The sequence below is a fragment of the Hymenobacter sp. genome, assembly GCF_035709525.1.
Taxonomy (GTDB): Bacteria; Bacteroidota; Bacteroidia; order Cytophagales; family Hymenobacteraceae; genus Hymenobacter.
In genome coordinates this window covers 58,750-79,108 of sequence record NZ_DASTEP010000124.1, presented here as the reverse complement: position 1 = coordinate 79,108, position 20,359 = coordinate 58,750, and the positions used below count along the sequence as shown (strand labels likewise).

Sequence of the window (20,359 nt, the reverse complement as noted above, 5' to 3'; positions counted from 1 at the left end):
AACCTTTGTCGTTAGCAACGGAGCGATAGAGATGCTTCGACTCCGCTGCGCTGCGCTCAGCATGACGGACGGCAATAGATATCAGAAACCAATGAACAACCTCTACCTCCTCGGCCTGCCGGGCTCGGGCAAAACCACCATCGGCCGCCGCCTGGCCGCGCACTACGGCCGCGAGTTTCGCGACCTCGATGCCGACATCGTGGCCGCGGCTGGCCGCACGGTACCCGAGATTTTTGCGGCTGAGGGCGAGGCGGGCTTTCGGGTGCGCGAGGCGGCGGCGCTACGCGCCGTGGCCGCCCGCAATGGCCCGCCGCTGGTGCTGGCCACGGGCGGCGGCACGCCCTGCTTTCACGATAACCTCGACGTGCTGCAAGCCACGGGCTTCACCGTCTGGCTCGATGTGCCCGCGCCCGAACTGGTGCGCCGCCTGCTGCGCAGTGCCACCAAGCGCCCGCTGCTCACGGCCGCGGCGGCTGGCGAAACGCCCGAAAGCGCGCTTTTAGCCCGCCTGCACCGAACCCTGGCCGACCGCGAGCGGTTCTATGCGCAGGCCCGGCTGCGCTGCACCGGGGTGGCCACGGCGGCTACCCTGGTGGCGGCGCTGGCGCAGGCCGGCTTTAAGCCCGACCTCAACCTATCGGGGGAGGCTTCGTAAATTTGCCCTTTATTTCTGGTTTTAATCGCTTTGTATATGGAGATGGACACCGCCCCCGCCAAGCCAGCCAAGCCCACGGCCGCCCCCGTGCGGCCCAAGCACAAGGGCTCGGCTCAGCTATTCGACAACCCGATTCTGGAGCGGCTTTCGCACACGCACATCGCGCTGCCGGTCAGCATCTTTATCGCTACCGCGCTGGTGAGCTTATACTACGGCATCACCCACGGCTTCGTGACGGGTATTTCGGGGCTGGGGCTGTTTCTGGGTGGGCTGCTGCTGTTTTCGCTGGTCGAGTATTTGGTGCACCGCTATGTGTACCACATTCCGGCTACCACGCCGGGCCGGGCCAAGTTTCAGTACACCATGCACGGCGTGCACCACGAGTATCCTAAGGACGAAACCCGCCTGGCCATGCCGCCCATCCTGACGGTGTTCGTGGCGTCGCTGCTGTTTTTCATCTTCCGGTTTGTGTTCGGAAGCTGGGCGTTCGGTATTCTGGCCGGCTTCACGTTTGGCTACGCCATGTATCTGTTTGTGCACTACGCCATTCACGTGTACGCGCCGCCGAAAAACTTCCTCAAAGTGTGGTGGACGCACCACGCCCAGCACCACTACCGCCAGGATGAGGTAGCCTTCGGCGTGAGCAGCACGCTCTGGGACCATATCATCGGCACCATGCCCAAGAAGCAGAATAGCTAATCGACTTGTAGGGTAAGCTTTAGCTTGCCACCCGCTCGCAAAAAAGGCGCGGCTCCCACATTGGGAGCCGCGCCTTTTTGTATTGTATTACTTGTGGTTGCGCTGGCAAGCTAAAGCTTACCCTACATTTCTACGGCAAGCTGAAGCTTACCGCACAGGCTAGGTATTGCGGTTGCCGCCACCCATTTTGCTGACTAGCCAGAAAATGATGGCTACCACGACGAACACGCCGATGACGCCCACCCAGATGCCGCCTTTAAAGATGTCGCCGGCCAGCTCGCAGCTGGTGAGGGTGGTAGCCAGCAGGGCCAGCACCATAAAGAGGGAGAAGCGTGAAGTAGTCATGGGGGGTAGAAGCGAAGGATGAGGAAGCCGGCCACATGCGTGCCCGCGGTAGTTTCGGCTTACTGGCTGCGGCGGCAAAAGGTTGGCGCTACCTTCGCCTTTGCAAGGGCCGCCGCGCACCGCCGGCGGCCGTTTTCTTACTTCTTACCCACTTTTTGCGCATGACTGCCGCTGCCCTTACCCAGGCCTTTACCCAGCATTTCGACGCCGCCCCCACGCTGTTGGTGCGCGCGCCCGGCCGCCTCAACCTCATCGGCGAGCACACCGACTACAACCAGGGTCTGGTGCTGCCGGGAGCCATTACGCAGGCCGTGTACTTTGGGCTGCGCCTCAATGGTACCGATAAAATCCGGCTGCGGGCGCTCGATTTCAACGCCGAGTACGAGGTGGCGGTGGCCGATATCAAGCCGCTGGAGCAGGGGCATTGGGCCAATTACCAGCTGGGTGTAGTGGCCGGCCTGGTGCAGCGTGGGGCCGAGGTGCCGGGCTTCGACTGCGCCTTTGGGGGCGATATTCCGGCCGGGGCGGGCTTGTCGTCGTCGGCGGCCGTGGAGTGCGGCATCGCCTGGGGCTTGAATAAAATGCTCGATTTGGGCCACGATACGATGGCGCTGGCCCTCATCGCGCAGCAGGCCGAGCACGAGTACGCCCTGGTGCAGTGCGGGCTCATGGACCAGTTTGCCAGCCTCTTTGGCCGCGCCGGGCACGTGGTGCAGCTCGACTGCCGCTCGCTCGAATACGCCTACTTTCCGCTCGACACCACCGCCTGCCGCCTGGTGCTGTGCAACTCGGGCGTGAAGCACGCGCTGGCCGACAGCGAGTACAACACCCGCCGCGAGGAGTGCGCCGAAGGCGTGCGCATTATGAACGAGAAAAACCCGGAAATCAAATCGTTGCGCTACGCTACGCTGGCCGACATTGAGGCGTCGAAAGACGAGATGGGCGAGGTAATCGCGCGCCGCTGCCGCTACGTGGTGGAGGAAAACGCCCGCGTGGAAAAAGTAACCGCCGACCTATCGGCCGGCCGCCCGCTGCACGAAATCGGCGAGCTGATATATGCCAGCCACAACGGCCTGCGCGACGACTACGAAGTAAGCTGCCCCGAGCTCGATGTGCTCGTAGAGCTGGCCCACCAAGCGCCCGGTGCCTACGGCGCCCGCATGATGGGCGGCGGCTTCGGCGGCTGCACCATCAACCTGGTGGCGGCCGACGAGGTTGATAACTTCATCGCCTTCATGACCAAAGGCTACCAGGACCGCTTGGGCCGCGAACTGGAAACTTACGTGACGACCCTGGCCGACGGCGTGGGCGAGCTGAAGGCATAAAGCGCGATGAGCCAACTGGCCAAGCAACTGGCTGCCACGCTGCTCGGGCTGGCCCTGAGCAGCGTGGCAATGGGCCAATCGTGCTACACGGGCACGATTGGCTTATTGCCCATTGAGCTAATGCTGGAAGATGGCGGGGCCAACCAAAGCGTGCAGCAGCAGGGAATGTACGTCTATACCAAGTTCGATACTCCCATAAAGGTGAGTGGGACGTTGAAGCACGGTGCCCTGACGCTGACTGAGCGCGACAGCCACGGCAAGGCCACGGGTACGTTTACGGTGGCGGCGTTTTCGGCCAACCGTGCCAGCTACACGGGCACTTGGAAAAACCTGACTACCGGCCAGCAATTACCGCTGGTGCTCACGCGCCGCTTCGACCTGTGGGCCAGCCCCATGCCTGGTGGCCCGCTCGAGCTGCGCCAATACGCCTCACTGCCAAGTATCTACTTTCAGGAAGTGCTGGCGAAAGATGCTGAAACCGGCAATTTGGCGGTTTCGCAGGTGCGCCTGCTGGAGAAAAAAACCGACCGCCTAGTGCAGCAGTTCGACGTGGAGTGTGAGCGCCAAGGGCTGACCAGCATAACGGTGGGAGACTATAATTTCGATGGCCACCCCGACTTTGCGGTGTTTGAGCACGGCTACGCCGGCCCTAATACATCCAGCCTATATTTCTTGTATAACCCGGCTACCAAACGCTTCGAGGAAAGCGGTTTTGAGGGTGTTTCACTGGAATTTGATACAGTCAAAAAGCGCATCTATGAGCGCAATTCCTGCTGTGCGGGTACGTCTGTCACTACGGCCGTGTATAAGCTGGTGAAGAATGAAATGATACCGCTTGAAACGCACTGCTACCGCTGGAGCGAAAAAAAGAAGCGCCTAGTTGAGCGCCCCGCAAGCGAATGCCAATAAACCGCGCGCCTAAAGCCGCCCTGCGCCGCGCCGCCCTGGCTCGCCGCCGCGCCCTGCCCGCCGCCGAAGTAGCCCGCCGCAGCGAGCAGTTGCGGGCGGGTTTGTGGCAGCATTTTCCGGTGCCGGAGTGGCACTGGCTGCACGTGTTCCTGCCGCTGCTGGCCAAAAACGAGCCCGATACCTGGTCGATTATCCGGCAGCTGTGGGCCGCCGCGCCCGCGCCGCGCCTGGCCGCGCCCGTGGTGCAGCGCGATGGCATCTCGCTGAAGCACTATGAATTGACGCCCGCCACGCCGCTCATCGCCAGCCGCTGGGGCATCCCGGAGCCGGTGCCCGCGCCAGCTGCCGAGGTGTTACCCGCGCAGCTCGATGCTGTGCTGGTGCCGCTGCTGGCCTGCGACCGGCGCGGCCACCGCGTGGGCTACGGTGGCGGCTTCTACGACCGTTTTCTGGCGCAGTGCCGGCCGGGGGCGAAATTTATTGGGCTCAGCCTTTTAGATGATGAACCACTGGCGGAAATAGCCGACGTGCTGCCCACCGACGTGCCACTGCACGCCTGCCTCACGCCGGGCGGGGTGTGGAATTTTTAAGCGAAAGGCATCGGGTGAGTAGCTGCCGCCTTTGGTAGCGCGGCGGGGTAGCCGCGCGGGCGCAGCGAGTCATTCTTACCCTCTTCGCTATGGCTGCCATTCAGCAACCCGCCCCGAAAGCCGGCAAAAAGCCGCGCACCCGCAAGCACAGCTTTCACCTCGACATGACGCCGATGGTAGACCTGGCGTTTTTGCTGCTCACGTTTTTCATGCTCACCACCACTCTCGCCAAGCCGCGGGTGATGCAGCTGACTATGCCCGTGCCGGATAAAACAGAGCCGTTCCTCGTAGCCAGCCACGGCGCAATGACTATCGTACTCGGCAAAAACCACCAGATGCACTACTACTTCGGCCTGAATGCGCCCGCCGACCCCACGGTGGCGGTGCCCCCGCTGCACACGACCGATTTTAAGGCAAAGGGCATCCGGCAGGTGCTGCTGGCGTTTCGGCGGCAAGAGCCTAAGGGCGTTATCCTGATTAAGTCTGGCTCAGCGGCGGTTTACCGCGACATGGTGGACATTCTGGACGAAATGAGCATCACCGACCAACAGAAATACGCTCTCACCGACCTCAGCGCTGCCGACCGCCAACTGCTGGCAGCCAATGGGAAAGAATAGTAGCCAGGGCTTCATCCGGTAATAATCAGCCACGGGCTAGCTTGCGCAAACTCACGGGCTATGCATTCTTCGCCTACTTCTCGCCCGGTGGTTTACTCCAAAATGAAATGGCGGCTGGGGCTGCTGCTGGTAGTGGCCGCCGTAGCGCTGCTGCCAACGTTATTCTTGGTAATCAGCCACCTCGCCAAGCCGCCGGTGATGCAGCTAACGCAGCCCGCTAAAGCGCTCACCGCGCCGGCCGGCGCACCCGCCGAGGCGCTCACTATCCTGGTGGGCAGCGGCCGCCAGCCGTATTACTACTTCGGCACCGCTACCCCTACGGCGGCCGATAGCTTGCACGTCGCCACGCCGGCCCGGCCCATTGGGCAGGTAATCAGGGCCTGGCAGCAGCGCCACAAGGCCACCATTTATATCAAGGATGGTGCGGAAGGCAATTATAAAGTGCTGGTTGACTTGCTCGACGAGCTGAATAGCACCAGCCAGCGCCGCTACGCCGTGGTGGCAGCTACAGATGCCGACCGCCAGCTGCTGGCTAGCGCGCGGCAGTAGGCCGCAGTAGCCGCACCGCCTCGATGCGGGCCTGGCCCCAAGGCGCGATGCCGACCTGCACGCGCACGGCGGGGCTGGTTTTGCCCAGGCGCAGGGGGCTGTCGCCGGGCACGTAGTAGCGTTCCAGGTTGTAGCGCAAGCCCAGGCTGTGAGCGAAAACATCGGTAACCCAGCCGCGCAGCACGGCCTGGCCGGCGGCGGGGCGCGGGGCCGCGTCGTACACGCCGGCCACGGTGGCCAGGCTGTCGGCGGCGGTGTTCAGCAGCACGTACACGCCCTGACGGCGCTGGGGCGGGGTAGGGCCGCGCCAGGCCGCCAGCGGCGCCTGCGCAATGGTGTAGCGCAGGCGCACAAAGCTTTCGTACTGCAAGCTGTGCAAATCGACGGGGCTGGTAGCCAGCACGATATGCCGGCCGTAGGCCGTGGTGGCGTAGCCGGCCCCGGCCACGCCCAGCACGTAGAGCAGCTGGGCCGCTACCAGCAGCCGCACCAGCATGCGGTGGGAAGGAGAGGAGCGCGTCAGCATCAGGCGGTGGGTTGATGGTCGGAAGCGGCGGGCGGCGCGGGCGGACTGCCCGCCACGGTAGCGGCAAGGCGCTGAGCATTGCGGCGGCGCAAATACCAGCTCAAGCCCAGCAACAGCACGCCCCCGATGAGGAAAAACAGCGACTTATCCAGAAACGCCCAGGTGAGCTTGAAGTACGCCACCATCGTAGCTACCACGAACAGCACCGTGCCGAGCGTAAGCTGCTCGGCCTCGCCCGAGCGGTGGGCGCGGGCCAGCACCGAGCCCGCGTGTGCGTACAGCACCACCAGCGTAGCCACGGCCAGCGGCAGCCCGCCCGGCAGGTAAAAGCCGGGTAGCAAGAGCAGCCAGTCGGGCAGCGAGGCCAGCCGGCCGCGCTGCCATTTGCCCGCCACCGACAAGGCAAACACCGCTGCCAGCGCCCCCAGGTAGGTTAGCACCGGCGGGCGCAGCAGCCCCGCGTACTGGTCGGTTTCGCCAAACAAGGCCAGCCCCAGCGCGAATAAATACGCCGCTACTAGCGCCGGTCCTTGCAGGGCGCGGGCGGCGGGGCGCGTGGGGTGCCAGTCGCCGGCCGCGTACACGAGCATGGCCGGGATGAAAAACCAGGTGATTTTGCTGTGGCTGAGCGCCACCCACAGCGCCGCCTGCCACAGCAGCCCGGTGGCCAGCACCGAGGCCACGATGGCATCGGGCCGCCGCCACCAGCGGTAGCCACCGCCCAGCGCCACCAGCCCCAGCGTGGCGTAGCTGAAGGTGCCCAGCGCCTGCGTGCAATACGTTTGCACCGCCGCGCCTATCACGATGGGTAGCAGCGCCAGCGCCTGGCTTTCATATAAGTAGCTCAGCAGTACGCCCACTACCACCCAGGCCAGCAGGCCGCTCACGTCGTAGCCCACCAGCTGGTAGAGCTGGCTGGTGAGGATGATGCTCGCCCCAAACACCACCAGCCCCAGCCCGATGAGCCCGTGGCCCACGCGCCGGTTGCCGCGCCGGAGAAAGTACTCGCCGCCCGCGTAGGCGGCCGCCAGGCTGCCCAGCAACAGCCCCAGGCGCACGGGCGCGGGCAGGCGCTGCCAGTTGGCCGCCACTACGCTCAGGGCGCTCAGCAGCAGCAGGATGCTGCCCAGCAGCGGCAGTAGGCCCACGGCCTGCACGGCGTCGGGCGGGTAGCGGGCCAGTAGGCGCTCGCGCTGGGCCTCCGTGATGAGGCCCTCGGACACCCAGGCCGGGCTTTCGGTTTCGAGGAATTTACGACTCATTGGCCGCGCAACATACGGCGGCTTCGGCGGTGGCGGGCGCGGCTTCTTCCACCAGCTCCTCGATAAGCTCAGCGAGCCCGTGGTACCAATCGACGTGCGGCGAGACTACTCCGCAGCCGCCCGGCTGGGTGGGGCACTGCGATATTTTCCAGCGGTACTGGCACTTGGGGCACACGGCGGCCGTCTCGAAGCTGTTCCAGACGTAGCCGCAGGTGCATTGCCAGTGGGCGCGGCCATCGGGCTCCCAGTGGCAGGCGGGGCAATAGATTTCGAGGTGCGAAGCAGTAGGCATAATGCGCGGAGGAAAAGAGCGTGAACGCCGGGCGCAAGCTGCTAACCCCGGCAATAACCTCTTTAACGCAACTGCCAGCCCATAAGATAGGCTTGTGCTACGCCGGCTTGCGGGCGCGCGTCATTTCGCGCTTGCCGGGCGGGCCGGGCAGCTTCTCGGTGAGCCAGCCCGCCGCCCGCAGGTTGCGCCGAAACTGGCCCTGCGCGCAGTAGCTCACCAGCACCGCGCCGGGCGCGGCGGCGGCGTAGAGCTTGGCGAATACGTCCTCGGTCCACAGCTCAGGCTGCTTTTCGGGGGCGAAGGCGTCGAAATAGATGAGGTTGTAGTAGTTAGCTGATAAGTCGGCAGTTTGCAATGCTTGCTGGACTTTCAGTAAGAGCAGGTATTCGTGCAACACGACAGGTTCTTCCCAGGATGCTTCGTGTAGCGTATCGAACATCTCGCACAATGCTGGCTGGCTTTGCCACTGCGGACGCAGAGCAGCTACTACTTCCGAGGGAAGAGGTAGCGTTTCATAGCCCTCATACACTACATGCGCCTCCGCTGCCTGAACTGCTTCCAGTGTCAGCAGTGCGTTGAGGCCGGTGCCTAAGCCTACTTCCAGCAAGTGTATAGGGTCGGTACCGCGCTGCCCTTTTCCGGCAGCCAGCAGTGGCCGCAGCCCCGCCTCAATAAACACGTGGCGCGACTCCTGCGCCGCGCCGTGGTGCGAGTGGTAGTGCTCGTTTAGCGCGGGCACGTAGAGCGTGGGCGAGCCGTCGGCCGTGGTGCGAACTTCTACTTTTGCTTCCTCAAAGGGCTGCTCCTTGCTCATTATTAATTGCTCCTTGAAAATATGGCCCGCGTAAAAATAGCCCTGCCCGCCGCCTTCCGCTTTGCCACCACGCTGCCCGTGCGCATCACCGACCTCAACTACGGCGGCCACCTTGGCAACGATGCCCTGCTGAGTTTGCTGCACGAGGCGCGGGTGCAGTTCCTGGCCGCGCTGGGCCAGCAGGAGGTAGACCCCGCCACCCAGCTCGGCTTCATCATGGCCGACGTGGCCGTGGAATACAAGGCCGAGGCCTTCTACGGCGACGTGCTGCGCATCGAAATCGGCGTGAGCGACCTCAGCAAGTACGGCTTCGACATCGTGTATCAAGTCAAAAACCAGGCGGACAAGGAAGTGGCCCGCGCCAAAACCGGCATGCTCACCTTCGACTACACCGCCCGCAAGCTGCGCCCGCTGCCGCCCGAGCTAAGCCGGCTGGTAAGCGAGTATCCGTTTGCTGGTTAGCGACCAGTAGCAAAAAAAAGCCCCGCTGGCAACGCGCCAGCGGGGCTTTTCTGTGACTTACAAAAGCCAACTACTCGCGCACCACGCGCTGCGTGAGCACGCCCTGCTCGGTGTGTGCGCGCAGCGTGTACATGCCGGGGGCCAGCCCGGCCAGGCTCAGTTGGGCCGCGCCGGGGGCGAGGGTGCGACTTAGCACCACCTGGCCCAGCGCGTTCAGCACTTCGAGCTGCGAGGCTTTGGCCTGCGGGCCAGTGAGCTCCAGGGTGAGGCGGCCGTCGGGCGTGGGGTTGGGGTACACCAGCAAGCTCACGCCGCCGAGCGAGGCCGGGCGCGTGCCCGTCACCGTCACGGCTACCGCGTTGGACGGGGCCGAGGCGCAGCCGGCGCTCGTCACCACTACCGTGTAGCTGCCGTTGAGCGTGCCGCTTTGCAGCAATAGCGTGTTAGTAGCGCTGGCGGCACCCACGGCCGCGCCATTGAGGTAAAACTGGTAGGTAGCTCCCGCTACCGGCGCGGCCGTGAGTAGCACCGCGCCGTTGGCCTGAGTGGCAGCCGAGAGCGTAGCCGTGGGCGCGGGCGCCACGTTGACCTGGATGGGCGTGCGCGTAGCGCTCACGCACTCGTTGTTAATCTGCCAGTTATAGAAGTAGTTGTGGTAACCAACTACGTTGCCTCCAACAAGGCTAAGCACACCACTGGGCGAGGTAATGGGATAACCCAAGTGCGTGCCGGAGTTGTCGCGCAGCAGGCCGCCCTGCGTGGCACTGGGTATGTAGAGCGAATACTGGCCAGCGGCCGGTATCTGATAATTGAGCGGGATAACGTAGGCAGCCGTGCCCGTGGCGGGGCCGGCCGGTACAGCAAAAGCATTGCTCAGGCCATTTACCGTTGCGCCGATGCGTCCCGCGCGCAGGTCGATGGTAACGGTGCCCGCTGCCTGGCCAGCATTGAGATACACGGTTACGCTGGTTAGGATAAAGCTGGCCGTGGCCGTGAAATACACAGCGCCGCCCGTGGCGGGCGTTTGACCAGTGGCGTTGTAGGCGGTCGGGCCCACGGTTTCGGCCCCGCCCGTGGCGGCGGCGGCGTAGTAGGTGGTGCTGGCCGCGAGGGCGGGCGTGGTGTAGCTGCCGGCCGTGGTGGTGGCCAGCGCCGTGCCGCCCGTGGCCGCGCTAAAGAAGCGCACCGTGCTGCCCGGGCCGGCCGTAGCCGTGAGCGTAGCCGTGGCCCCCGCACAAATGCTGAGCGGCGAGTTGGTAGCCGTCAGCTGCGGGCTGTTCACCACGATGCCGACCACGTTGCTGTACACCACGCTGGCGTTGCAGCCCACCCGCACGCGGTAATAGGTAGTGCTGGTGAGCGTCGGCGTTACGTAGTTGGCCGAGGTAGCGCCCGCTACGTCCGTAAACGTGCCCGTGGCGCTCGTGCTGCTTTGCAGTTGCAGGCTGCCGTTGGCCGCGCCCGTCAACGTCAGGCCGGCGTTGCCGCCACCGCACAGGTCCGACACCGACGATACGAGCGTGCCCGCCACCGGGGCCAGCACCGTGCGCGTGGGCGCTGGCGTCAGCACGTCATTGGCGGTGTTACCATCGCCCACCACCGTGGCCGTAATGGCGAAGCTGTAGGTGCCCGCCGCGCTCATGTTGAGCGTGCCGGGCAAAGCCACGGCCTGCGTGGTGCCGCTGGCCAGCGTGCCGGTAGTCAGGCTGGTAGTGAAGGTCTGGGTTGCGCCGGTGGGCGGCGTTACTACTACCGTCACGGTGGCCGGGTTGGTGGCAAAATTCAGGGTCGCGCTGCCGCTGTTGCGCAGCAGCGCGCTCACGGTTTCGGCGGTGCCGTAGCAGGCTGAGGTAGTGGCCGGACTGGCCAGCCCGGCGGGCAGCACGTCGAGGGCAATGGGGCTGAACTCATACGCGCCCATGTCGGGGGCCGCGCCGCGCGGGGCCCCCGTGATGTCGTCGGTCACGCGGGCCAGCGGCGTGCCGCTGTTGTTGAGGCCCGCGTCGGCGGGCTGGAGGTTGCCGGTGCCGGCGCTGGCAAAAATCGGGTTCACGGCCAGGCTGTTCTGGTCGTAGCCGGTGGCCGTTTGCCAGCTGGCCAGCGTGGCGTAGTTGGCGTTAAGGTAGCCCACGTTGCCATTAGGCACGTAAAAATCGTTGTAGTTGAGCGCCGTAACTGCCGGGTTGCCGGAGATGTACACGCCAAACTTGCCGCCCGTGCCGGGGCGCGTGATGCTCACCACGTTGTTGCGGATGTCGGCGTTGATGCCCGAGGTAAAAATGCCGTAGGTGGTATTGGCCGACGTAGCCGACGGCTCGTCCGAGCTCAGCGTGTTGTTGTAAATGCGGCTGTAGCCGGTGCCCGAGTAAATGAGGTATTGCCCGCTGCTGCCCGTCATCTTATACACCACGTTATTAACGATATCATTGGTTGTGGTCGAGGTGCTGCCGTTGCCGGCCAGGTAGATGCCGTAGGAGGTGCCGCTCACCGACGGACTGCCGGTAAAAGGGTCGTGAATACGGTTCTTCTCAATGGCCAGGCCGTTGCACTGCCCCGCGATGTAAATGCCGTTGAAGGTGGTGGTGTTCGTGCGCAGCGGCCGGGCGATGTCGTTGCCCACCAGCTGCGCGCCCAGCTGAAAGCCGGCGTAGATACCGTAGGAGTAAAAATCGCGTATCGTGTTATTACGCAGAATATTGCCTGTGTTCTGCGCCGTGGCGCTGCTGCCATACAGCGCGATGCCGTAGTAGCCGCCCGTGATAGTATTGCCCTGCACCAGCAGGTTGTTGGCCGAGTTGCCGGTGGCCGTGGCGCTCAGGGTCGAGCCGCTCACGGCGATGCCCGCGAAGTTGGTCGAGGTCGAAGCGCCGTCGACGGTGATGGTGTTGTTGGTAAGCTGGTCGTTGTCGGCCGCGTTGGTCAGCAGCACGCCGATGCCCGAGGTCGCCACGCCCGTCGTGCCGCCCGTGGCGTCGATTACCAGGTTGGTAATGGTGGTGTAGTCGGTGCCGTTGAGCTGCACCACCGCCCGCTGGTTGGTGGTCGAGGCAAAGCGGATAATGCTGCCGCCGCCGTTCACCACAATGGTGTTGGTAGCGCTGGTGCCCGGCACCTGCCCCAGCGAAAACTGCTCGGTGTAGGGCCCGCCCGTCACGGCCAGCGTCACCGGCCCGCCGATGCCGTCCAGGTTCAGGCGCGTGGCCGCCTCCGTAAAGCTGGCGAAATTGGTGCCCGCCGTGGGCAGCGCGCTATTGATGGTGTAGGCTCCGCTCAGGGGCGTGGCCGCCCGGGTCGTAACGGTAATATTATCAACGAGGGCCGGCGGCTGCGTGCCCGTAAAGGCATTGTTAACCCACGTGAAAATGAGGCGCTGCGTGGTGCCCGCCAGGCTGGCCGGCAGCACCAGCGAGGCGCGCGCGAACGTGCTCTGCTGGTTGAGCTGGGCCAGCGCCGTGGCGCTGGCGGCGGCCGGCACCGTGCCCGCCACCGGCGTAAAGGAAGTCGGGGCCACCTGCACCAGCAGGTAGTCGCTGGACACGTCGCCCACCCCGCGCCAGTCAAAATTCAGCTGGATGGCCCCCTGCCCGGCCGGCAGCACCACGTCGCGGTAGAGGTGTACCACCGAGGCCGACGTGATGTTGTAGGCGTTGGTCGCGCCGAAGTCGTTGCTGATGTAGGCCGCCCGGCTGCCGGGGCTGGTGGGGCCGTTGCCGCCGTTGGCCGCCACTACCCACTGGTTGTTTTGCGAGCCGTTTTCGAGGGTAAAGCTGTTGGTCGCGCCCTCAAAATCCTCGCTGAAAACGGTGGTCGTAGTCTGGGCCTGCGCACTCAGCCCAGCCAGCCCGAGCAGCCCCGCGCCCGCCAGGCGGCGCAGCCCATGAAGTAGCTTTTGATTCATAAAACGAAAGAGGTAGGTAAATGAAGAGGAGAAACTACCCGCGCCATTCGGCGCGGGCTGCTAGGTCTGCCGTAAGTTAAAGCCCGTGCCGCTCGCACGGTTGGAGCTGGCGCAAGCTGCACGATTTTGGGCGTAAGGTGCTACTTTTAGGGAGCGAGCGCGGGCGGCTGGCCCTCGAGCAAGCAGGTTTTATGAAACGCAGCCGACTTTTTCGCTTCGCCGGATTATGGCTGCTGCTGGCGGCCGGGCCGGTAGCGGCCGCGCCCGCCCCGCCCACCGTGCCGGAACTGCGCCGCCAGCTGGCCGCCGCCCCCGCCGATACCAGCCGCGTGCTGCTGCTCAACCACCTGTGCTGGCAGCTGGCCACCCAGAACACCGTGCAGGCGCAGGCCTACGGCCAGCAGGGGCTGCGCCTGGCCCGGCAGCTGGCCTTCCGGCTCGGCGAGGTGTATTTGCTCAATTCGCTGGCGCGGGTAGCCTACTTGCAGCACGACGAGCTGGCCGCCATCGGCCACTACCAGCAGGCCGTGCGCCGGGCCGAAGGCGCGCCCCGCGCCGCCCGGCAGCTCACGCTGGCTTTGGTGGGGCTGGGCCGGGTAGCCGTGGACCAGCAGGATTTTGCCGAAGGCGAAAAGTATTTCCGCCTGGCTTTAAGCCGGATGCAGCAGCGCCAGCACGCCGTGACGCCCGCCGACCTGGGCTTGGTGCAAAACTGCCTGGCGTCGCTGTACTTCAGCTGGCGGCGCTCGGGGCAGCCCGCGCCCGACTCGCTCGACCGCCTGCTCTCGCGGCACGTGCGGCAGGCGCTGGCCGTGTTTCGCCGCTTACCGCCCGACGATAAACTGGCCGCCTGCCTCGGCGACCTGGGCGAAGTGCAGGCGCTGGCCGGCCGCTACGACTCGGCCGCCAGCAGCCAGCGCGAGGCCATGGCCCTCTACCAACGCTCCGGCAATCAGTTTGGCTTCACGCAGGCCCGCCTGAACCTGGCCACCGTGTACCTGGCCCGGCAGCAGCCCGCCGAGGCCGCCCGGCTGCTGCGCCCCACGCTGGCCGCCGCCCGCCAGCTGCACGCTACCGGCCTGGAGGCCGAAAGCTACCAGCAGCTGGCGGCGGCCCTGGCCACCCAGGGCCAGGGCCTGGAAGCCTACCGCCTGGCCCGTACCGGGCAGGCGCTGCTCGACAGCGTGCAGTCGGCCGAGCGCCGCCAGGCGCTGGTGCGGCTGCAAGTGCAGTTCGACGCCGAGCGCCAGCGCGGCCAGCTGCGCGAGCTCACCCAGCGCAACCTGCTGCAACAGGCCGAGGCCCGCCGCCAGCGCCAATACCTGTGGCTGGCCGGCGGGCTGCTGCTGGCCGTGGCCGGCGGCCTGGTGGCCTCGGGCGCGCTGGCCTGGCGGCTGCGCCGCAGCCAAACCCAGCTGCGCCACCAAAACGAGGAACTGACCGCCACCCGCGCCGAGCAAGACCGCCTCTACGCGCTGGTGGCGCACGACTTGCGTAGCCCGGTAGTGGCCTTTTCGGGCCTGGCCGACCTGATGACGCGCTACATCGAGCGCCACGACACCGCCCGGCTGGTCGGCCTGGGGGGGCGCGTGCGCCAGGCCGCCGAGGGCCTGCGCGCCCTGCTCGACAACCTGCTGAGCTGGGCCCTCACGCAGCGCGGCGAGCTCCGGCCCGCCCCCGAGCCCCTGGCCGTGGCCGCGCTGCTGGCCGAGGCCGCCGCCCTCTACCAGCCCGCCGCCCAGGCCGCCGACGTGCACCTGCGCGTAGAGGCCGCCCCCGGCTACGTGCTGGCCGACCGCAACATGACCAGCACCATCCTGCGCAACCTGCTCAGCAATGCCTTGCGCGCCACCCCGCCCGGTGGCGAGGTAGTGCTGGCCGCTACCGCCGCCACCGAGGGCTATCTCGGCCTGCACGTGCGCGATACCGGCGCGGGCATGGATGCCGCCCAGTTGCGCCGGGCCCAGGGCGCCGAGGCCCCGGCGCAGGCAGTGCCCGGCCGCCGGGGCCCGGCCGGCCTGGGGCTGCGCCTGAGCCGGGCGTTTGCCCAGGCGCAGGGCGGCCGGCTGGTGCTGAGCAGCCAGCCCGGCCAGGGCACCACGGCCGCTTTGCTGCTACCCGCCGCGCCCGCGCCGGTGGGCGTACTTTTGCCGGAGCCCGCCGCGGCGGCGGCCCAAGCGTAAGAAGCGATGAGCGAAGTGCCTGTGCGTGTGCTGGTAGTAGAAGACGAGCCGCTCTATGCCGAGCAGCTCGAAGCCGCCCTGCAAGACCTGGGCCACGAGCCCATCGGCCCCGCCCCCGATGCCCGCATTGCCCTGGCCCTGCACCGCACCGAGCACCTCGACGTGGCCCTGCTCGACGTGCAGCTGCGCGGCCCGGTCGATGGCATCGCGCTGGCCGCGCAGCTACTGGCCCACCGGCCCCTGCCGCTGCTTTTTCTGACCTCCTGCGCCGACGAGGAGACCTTTGCCCAGGCCCGGCAGGTAGGCCCCGCCGCCTACCTCATCAAGCCCGTGGAGCCGGCCGCCTTGCAGCGCGCCATTTTGCTGGCTATTAGTAATTTTCAGGCTGCGCCGCCGCTTGCGCCGGTCCCGCCCCTCGCACTGCCCGCCGCTGATACGCTGTTCGTGAAAGAAAACGGCCTGCTGGAAAAAATTCGCCTCAGCGAGGTGCAGTGCGTGGAGGCCGATAACAAGGTGTGCCGCCTGGTGCTGGCCACCCGCGCCGTGGTAGTGCGGATGCCCCTGCGCGAGCTGATGCAGCACCTGCCGCCCAGCCACTTCGTCCAGATTCAGCGCAGCTACTTCGTGAACCTCGACTACGTGGTGCGCCTCGACCCGGTGCGCAGCCTCGTGCAGGTGGGCGAAAACCTGCTGCCCGTGGGCCGCACCTACCAGGCCGAGCTGCTGCGCCGCCTGCCCACGCTGGGGTAGGGCTTGTGCATTTTCTGCGTGTGCGGCATCGGGTTTAAGAACAAAAACCGGCCGACATGACACGATACCTACCTGGCTTGCTGCTCAGCGCCCTGGTTACTGGTAGTAGCCACCAGGCTGCTGCCCAAACGGATACAACCAAATGGGTCTGGTACATGGAGCCCATGCCCGAGCTACTGAGTGGTAGCGGCCGGGCATCATGGCGGCGGTTTATCAGCGGTTGCGGTTCCCGGCCGAGTGCCTGCGGGCGCAGATGGAAGGCCGCGTGTTCGTGGCCTTCACCATTACCCCGGCCGGGGAAGCGCGGCAGGTAGCGGTAGTAAAAGGGCTCTATGAGCCGTTCGACGCGGCAGCGGTGCAAGCCGTGCGGCAACTGCCCTGCTTCCGGCCCCGGCCGGCGCGGCAGGGCAACGTGCGCTACGTGGTAGGGGTGGACTTTCGGGCGGCGGCTAAGTATACTGTGCAGTAGTTATTTCCTTGCACACACTACACCTGATTTATGAAACGGCTATTGCCTTGGCTGCTATCGGGCGGCTTACTACTGAGCTACCCGGCACGGGCACAAGTGGATGAGCAAGGCCGCGTTATTTGTTTGATATCGCCAGTGCCGGAGTTGGTTACCGGGGGCGGCATCTCAGGCATTATAAAGGCTATTCGGCAGCGAGTAGTGTATCCTCCGCAGGCGTTGCAAGCCAATATCGAAGGCCGGGTGATAGTGCGCTTTGCAGTCGATACTACCGGCCGCGTGCGCGAGGTAGCCGTGGTGAAAAGCCTACGGCCCGATTGCGATTCGGCCGTAATGCGGGCCGTGTGGCAGCTGCCATGCTTCAAACCCATTCGCCCGCAGTGGCTGCCGGCATATTTTACAGTACCCGCCAACTTCAGCATAGAACATGAGCGCCCCACCCGCAAAACGGCCGCACATCGAAAGGCTATACACCGGCACCAGGTCGGCAAATAAAGAAATGTCAGTTGTAAAGCTATTACTTTGCTGCTTATTGCTTAGCAGTTTGGCCTTGAGGGCAAATAGGCAGTGTATTGCTCAGGTTGATGCTGGCACCATGCAGGGCGCGCTCATTTGCCCGGTTGCGCCAATGCCTGAACTGTGGATTGCTGGTAAAGCAGTGGATGTGGTGAAGGTTATCCAGCAAAACCTGGTTTATCCGCTGGCTGCAAAACGTGCCCAGGCGGAAGGCCGTGTTTTTATCAGCTTCACTGTGACAGCAACGGGAGCCGTCGAGAATGCGCGCATCGCGAAAGGATTTCGGCCTGACTGCGATGCCGCCGCATTGCGGGCGGTGCGGCAATTACCACGATTCAAACCGGTGCAACAAAGGGGCAAACCCATTGCCAGTGGACTCACGGTGCCAGTGAAATTTAGTCTGAACGTGCCTCGCGAGTAGCAAAGCAGCCTTGCGATTTGCCCCACGCCCGGAACTCAACGCCCTGGCTGTTTGTATCTTTGTACTTATGTTACTGGAACTCGACCTCGCCCCCGCCAAGCGCGACATCCGCAAAACCTCGCCCGACGACCTGAAAGCCTTTATGGTCGAGCACGGCGAAAAGCCCTTCCGCGCCAAGCAGGTGACGGAGTGGCTGTGGAAAAACACCGCCGGCTCATTCGAGGAAATGAACAACATCTCGCTGAGCACCCGCGAGTTGCTGGCCCGGCACTTCGTGATAAACGGCGTGGCGGTGCAAAACCAGCAGCTAAGCAACGACGGCACCATCAAGTCGGCCTTTCGGCTGCACGATGGCAACATCGTGGAGGGCGTGCTCATCCCGCACGACACGCGCATGACGGCCTGCATTTCGTCGCAGGTGGGCTGCTCGCTCACGTGCAAGTTTTGCGCTACCGGCTACATGGACCGCAAGCGCAACCTCGACGCGGCCGAGATTTACGACCAGGTAGTGCGTATTCGGGAGCAGTGCGAGGCCCAGTACGGCACGCCGCTCACCAACATCGTGTACATGGGCATGGGCGAGCCCTTGCTCAACTACGCCAACGTGGTCGAAAGCGTGCGCCGCATCACCGCGCCCGATGGCCTGAACATGGCCCCGCGCCGCATCACCATCAGCACGGCCGGCATCGCCAAGATGATAAAAAAGCTGGCCGACGACGATGTGAAGGCTAACCTCGCCCTGAGCTTGCACGCGCCCAACGACGCGAAGCGCAACGAGATTATGCCCATCAACGAGGCTAATTCTTTGGCAGCTTTGAAGGAAGCCCTGCAATACTACCACCAGAAAACCGGCCGCAAAGTAACCTACGAATACATTGTGTTCGAGAACTTTAACGATGGCCTGGAAGATGCCGCTGAGCTGCACGCCATTGCCAAGTGGCTGCCCTGCAAGGTGAATCTTATCGAGTATAACCCCATCGAAAACGCGGCTTACCAGAACGCGGAAGCCGACAAAATCACGGCCTTCCACAAGTACCTGGCCGACCGCGGTGTGCAAACCAACATTCGCCGCAGCCGGGGCAAGGACATCGACGCCGCCTGCGGGCAGCTGGCCAACAAGGAAAAAGCCGAGGCCGCGTAGCACCCGCAGTTGTTTAAAACAAAAAAGCCAGCTTAGCGCTGGCTTTTTTGTTTGTCTTCGCCCAGCATAATCAGGTACGCGGGGCACCGGGTCATCATGAGCGTGGCCAGCTTGATGCCAAAGGCCTCCATGCTGGTTTTGTTCTGGATTTGCTCCATCGAGTACACCGTCAGCAGCCCGTTCATATTTTTGAGCACGGTAGTTTGCATCAGCGTGGTCATGAGCTCGTAGCGTTGGGTGGCGGTGCGCTTTTTGAGGGGCAGGCGGGCGTCCTCGGCCGCTATTTTGGCGCAAACCGTATCGGCCATGGGCTGCAATACGGCTTTTTCTTCGGCCGAAATATCATTGGAGCTTTTGCTGTTTTTGCTGCCCAGCTCGCGCTGCGCCGACGAGGTGCGCAGCAGCAGCGACATCGAGCCGGGGCAGTCGTTGCTGAGGTGCTTCACGGCCGCCAGGCCTACCTCTTGGCCCAGCTTGTTGGTGTTCAGCTTGCGGCTTTTAGCGGCCGTCAGCAGCGCGCTGAATTCGGTGGCCTGGTCGCCCATGCCGGCCAGCATCAGGCGCATAAACAGGTCATCGGCCTGCTTGGGCGATAGCTGCTCAAACGGCTGTTTTTGTCCCGCTTCCTGAATGCTGGTGCAAAGCCGTGCCGCCAGCTGGCGGGTAAACTTGGCCTGGCCCGGCAGGGTGTCGGCGGCTACCTGGGCCGCCGCGGGCCGGCCCCCAAGCAGCAGTAGAAAAAGAAACGCGGCGGAAAAGTGCTTCATACAAAAACCAGGTGGGTAGAGAATAACGGGCGTTGGCAATAGCACAAAGCTACGCCCGGCGCGTGCGCTTTGTGGCCGGCCCGCCAGAGGTTTTACCTGTCCTTTTGCCCGCTGCGCAGCAGCTAAGAGAAACGTTCTATTAATCAGAAGAAGAATGATATAAGCTGCCCCGCGTACTCGCTGGTTTAGCGCAGCTTTACCTTGCCGAAGCGGTAGCCCACGCCCAGGTAGGCCGGGTACACGCCCCCGCCAAAGCGCGAGCTGATGTAGAGCAGCCCCAGGCCGGCATTGAAGCGCGGCGCGGCGTAGCGAAAGCCCGCCAGGCCGCCAAAGCCGCCGTCGCCGTCGAAGTTGGCGATGTAGGTTTCGTTGACCAGCGAAAACAGCCGCGACAGCCGCACGTTGGCCCCCAGAATGCCGACCGGCGAGCCCCCGAAGCCCTCGCTGCCCAGGCCGTAGCCCAGGCCCACCGTCACGTTGGCATCGGCCGTGCCGTAGGTAGCCAGCCCGTAGCCCACGCCGCCGCTGCCGCTGGCCCTGTCGAGGCCCGTGGCAAAGCCGTAGAGCACGCCCGCCCCCAGGCGCAGCTTGTCGCCGAGCGGCACGCTCACCTTGGGCGTGAAAGCCACCAGGGGCACCCCCACGGCCGGAATAACGGGCGCGAACAGGCCAATCGAAAAATTGTCGGTGATGCCGTAGTCAACGCCCATCAAAAAGATGTCAATTACCTGCACCTCGCCCTCGCCCCGGTGCAGGTTGCGGGCCGTGGGGGCCAGAAACATGCGCGTGCTATTGCCCACGTAGTCGAAGCCGCGCCGCGCCTGCGTGGCCGTGAGCGGCGAAAGCTGCCGCAGGCTGGCGCGTTGCAGCGTCACCACGCCCAGCTCTTTGGTTTGGAAGGTCAGCGTTTCCTCGGTGGCGGCCAGTAGCGTGCCGTTGAAGAGCGTGCCGCCCACGGTTTCGACGCTGTACACCTGCCCGATAACCTCGTGGCGGCCGGTTACGCTGGTTTCGGGTAGCTCGGAGGTCTTGACTGAGCCGGGGGCGGGGGCCGGCGGCGCGCCCGGCAAGGCGGGCTGCTGCGCCCAGGCCGCGCCCGCTACCAAAAGTCCGCTCAGTAGTAGTAAAAAGCGCATAGCAAAGAAGCGCCGATGAATGAGTCGGCTGCCGCA

At 64.7% G+C, this 20,359-nt stretch carries 22 protein-coding genes; 14 read left to right on the top strand and 8 right to left on the bottom strand.

The window, feature by feature from the left end; genetic code table 11:
- Nucleotides 1-91 precede the first annotated feature (91 nt).
- Nucleotides 92-655 carry a shikimate kinase gene (locus tag VFO93_RS10940; RefSeq protein WP_325134409.1) on the top strand — a complete coding sequence of 188 codons (564 nt, stop codon included), beginning with the start codon at nt 92-94 and terminating at the stop codon, nt 653-655.
- A gap of 42 nt (nt 656-697) precedes the next feature.
- On the top strand, nt 698-1,354 hold the full coding sequence (locus VFO93_RS10935) for a sterol desaturase family protein (RefSeq protein ID WP_325134408.1): 657 nt from the start codon (nt 698-700) through the stop codon (nt 1,352-1,354).
- 159 nt (nt 1,355-1,513) lie between these two features.
- Here the strand turns inward: VFO93_RS10935 and VFO93_RS10930 are convergent, their stop codons facing one another.
- The gene (locus VFO93_RS10930; RefSeq protein WP_325134407.1) at nt 1,514-1,699 is read right to left on the bottom strand and encodes a hypothetical protein; all 186 of its coding nucleotides are present in this window, start codon (nt 1,697-1,699) and stop codon (nt 1,514-1,516) included.
- Between the two features lie 161 nt (nt 1,700-1,860).
- Between VFO93_RS10930 and galK the strand changes: the two genes are divergently transcribed.
- The 5 genes from galK (at nt 1,861) to VFO93_RS10905 (ending at nt 5,689) form a co-directional block, all read left to right on the top strand.
- Nucleotides 1,861-3,024 carry a galactokinase gene (gene galK / locus VFO93_RS10925; RefSeq protein ID WP_325134406.1) on the top strand — a complete coding sequence of 388 codons (1,164 nt, stop codon included), beginning with the start codon at nt 1,861-1,863 and terminating at the stop codon, nt 3,022-3,024.
- A 6-nt stretch (nt 3,025-3,030) separates the two neighbouring features.
- Nucleotides 3,031-3,933 carry an FG-GAP repeat protein gene (locus tag VFO93_RS10920; protein WP_325134405.1) on the top strand — a complete coding sequence of 301 codons (903 nt, stop codon included), beginning with the start codon at nt 3,031-3,033 and terminating at the stop codon, nt 3,931-3,933.
- The gene (locus VFO93_RS10915) at nt 3,924-4,523 is read left to right on the top strand and encodes a 5-formyltetrahydrofolate cyclo-ligase (RefSeq protein WP_325134404.1); all 600 of its coding nucleotides are present in this window, start codon (nt 3,924-3,926) and stop codon (nt 4,521-4,523) included. Before VFO93_RS10920 ends, VFO93_RS10915 begins: the two co-directional genes overlap by 10 nt.
- Before the next feature lie 89 nt (nt 4,524-4,612).
- On the top strand, nt 4,613-5,140 hold the full coding sequence (locus tag VFO93_RS10910) for a biopolymer transporter ExbD (protein ID WP_325134403.1): 528 nt from the start codon (nt 4,613-4,615) through the stop codon (nt 5,138-5,140).
- Nucleotides 5,141-5,227: 87 nt separating this feature from the next.
- Nucleotides 5,228-5,689, top strand: coding sequence for a hypothetical protein (locus VFO93_RS10905; protein WP_325134402.1), 462 nt, complete (start codon nt 5,228-5,230; stop codon nt 5,687-5,689).
- On the opposite strand, the gene VFO93_RS10900 is transcribed toward VFO93_RS10905, so the two are convergent.
- From VFO93_RS10900 to mnmD, 4 genes are all read right to left on the bottom strand, one after another.
- A complete protein-coding gene (locus VFO93_RS10900; protein WP_325134401.1) occupies nt 5,673-6,215 on the bottom strand; it encodes a GDYXXLXY domain-containing protein in 543 nt (180 codons plus the stop codon). The genes VFO93_RS10905 and VFO93_RS10900 overlap by 17 nt on opposite strands.
- Nucleotides 6,215-7,477, bottom strand: coding sequence for a DUF2157 domain-containing protein (locus VFO93_RS10895; protein WP_325134400.1), 1,263 nt, complete (start codon nt 7,475-7,477; stop codon nt 6,215-6,217). Before VFO93_RS10895 ends, VFO93_RS10900 begins: the two co-directional genes overlap by 1 nt.
- On the bottom strand, nt 7,467-7,769 hold the full coding sequence (locus tag VFO93_RS10890) for a hypothetical protein (RefSeq protein WP_325134399.1): 303 nt from the start codon (nt 7,767-7,769) through the stop codon (nt 7,467-7,469). The genes VFO93_RS10895 and VFO93_RS10890 overlap by 11 nt, the downstream gene beginning before the upstream one ends.
- Nucleotides 7,770-7,866: 97 nt before the next feature.
- Nucleotides 7,867-8,583, bottom strand: a complete 717-nt coding sequence (gene mnmD / locus VFO93_RS10885) for a tRNA (5-methylaminomethyl-2-thiouridine)(34)-methyltransferase MnmD (RefSeq protein ID WP_325134398.1) — start codon at nt 8,581-8,583, stop codon at nt 7,867-7,869.
- 21 nt (nt 8,584-8,604) lie between these two features.
- On the opposite strand from mnmD, the gene VFO93_RS10880 reads away from it, so the two are divergent.
- The gene (locus tag VFO93_RS10880) at nt 8,605-9,045 is read left to right on the top strand and encodes a thioesterase family protein (protein WP_325134397.1); all 441 of its coding nucleotides are present in this window, start codon (nt 8,605-8,607) and stop codon (nt 9,043-9,045) included.
- 70 nt (nt 9,046-9,115) lie between these two features.
- Here VFO93_RS10880 and VFO93_RS10875 read toward each other — a convergent pair whose 3' ends face one another.
- Nucleotides 9,116-12,943, bottom strand: a complete 3,828-nt coding sequence (locus VFO93_RS10875; RefSeq protein ID WP_325134396.1) for a T9SS type A sorting domain-containing protein — start codon at nt 12,941-12,943, stop codon at nt 9,116-9,118.
- A 191-nt stretch (nt 12,944-13,134) separates the two neighbouring features.
- Between VFO93_RS10875 and VFO93_RS10870 the strand changes: the two genes are divergently transcribed.
- The 6 genes from VFO93_RS10870 (at nt 13,135) to rlmN (ending at nt 18,420) form a co-directional block, all read left to right on the top strand.
- Nucleotides 13,135-15,126 (top strand): sensor histidine kinase, encoded by a 1,992-nt coding sequence (locus VFO93_RS10870; protein ID WP_325134395.1) that lies wholly within the window; start codon nt 13,135-13,137, stop codon nt 15,124-15,126.
- 6 nt (nt 15,127-15,132) lie between these two features.
- Entirely contained in the window at nt 15,133-15,876 is a 744-nt protein-coding gene (locus tag VFO93_RS10865) for a response regulator transcription factor (protein WP_325134394.1), read from the top strand.
- Nucleotides 15,877-16,096: 220 nt separating this feature from the next.
- The gene (locus VFO93_RS10860; protein ID WP_325134393.1) at nt 16,097-16,345 is read left to right on the top strand and encodes a TonB family protein; all 249 of its coding nucleotides are present in this window, start codon (nt 16,097-16,099) and stop codon (nt 16,343-16,345) included.
- A gap of 30 nt (nt 16,346-16,375) precedes the next feature.
- A complete protein-coding gene (locus VFO93_RS22355) occupies nt 16,376-16,837 on the top strand; it encodes a TonB family protein (RefSeq protein WP_414653568.1) in 462 nt (153 codons plus the stop codon).
- Nucleotides 16,770-17,279 (top strand): energy transducer TonB, encoded by a 510-nt coding sequence (locus tag VFO93_RS10855; RefSeq protein ID WP_325134392.1) that lies wholly within the window; start codon nt 16,770-16,772, stop codon nt 17,277-17,279. The genes VFO93_RS22355 and VFO93_RS10855 overlap by 68 nt, the downstream gene beginning before the upstream one ends.
- 67 nt (nt 17,280-17,346) lie before the next feature.
- Nucleotides 17,347-18,420 carry a 23S rRNA (adenine(2503)-C(2))-methyltransferase RlmN gene (gene rlmN, locus VFO93_RS10850; protein WP_325134391.1) on the top strand — a complete coding sequence of 358 codons (1,074 nt, stop codon included), beginning with the start codon at nt 17,347-17,349 and terminating at the stop codon, nt 18,418-18,420.
- A gap of 32 nt (nt 18,421-18,452) precedes the next feature.
- On the opposite strand, the gene VFO93_RS10845 is transcribed toward rlmN, so the two are convergent.
- Entirely contained in the window at nt 18,453-19,187 is a 735-nt protein-coding gene (locus tag VFO93_RS10845; protein WP_325134390.1) for a hypothetical protein, read from the bottom strand.
- 185 nt (nt 19,188-19,372) lie between these two features.
- On the bottom strand, nt 19,373-20,323 hold the full coding sequence (locus tag VFO93_RS10840; RefSeq protein ID WP_325134389.1) for a hypothetical protein: 951 nt from the start codon (nt 20,321-20,323) through the stop codon (nt 19,373-19,375).
- Between the last annotated feature and the right edge of the window lie 36 nt (nt 20,324-20,359).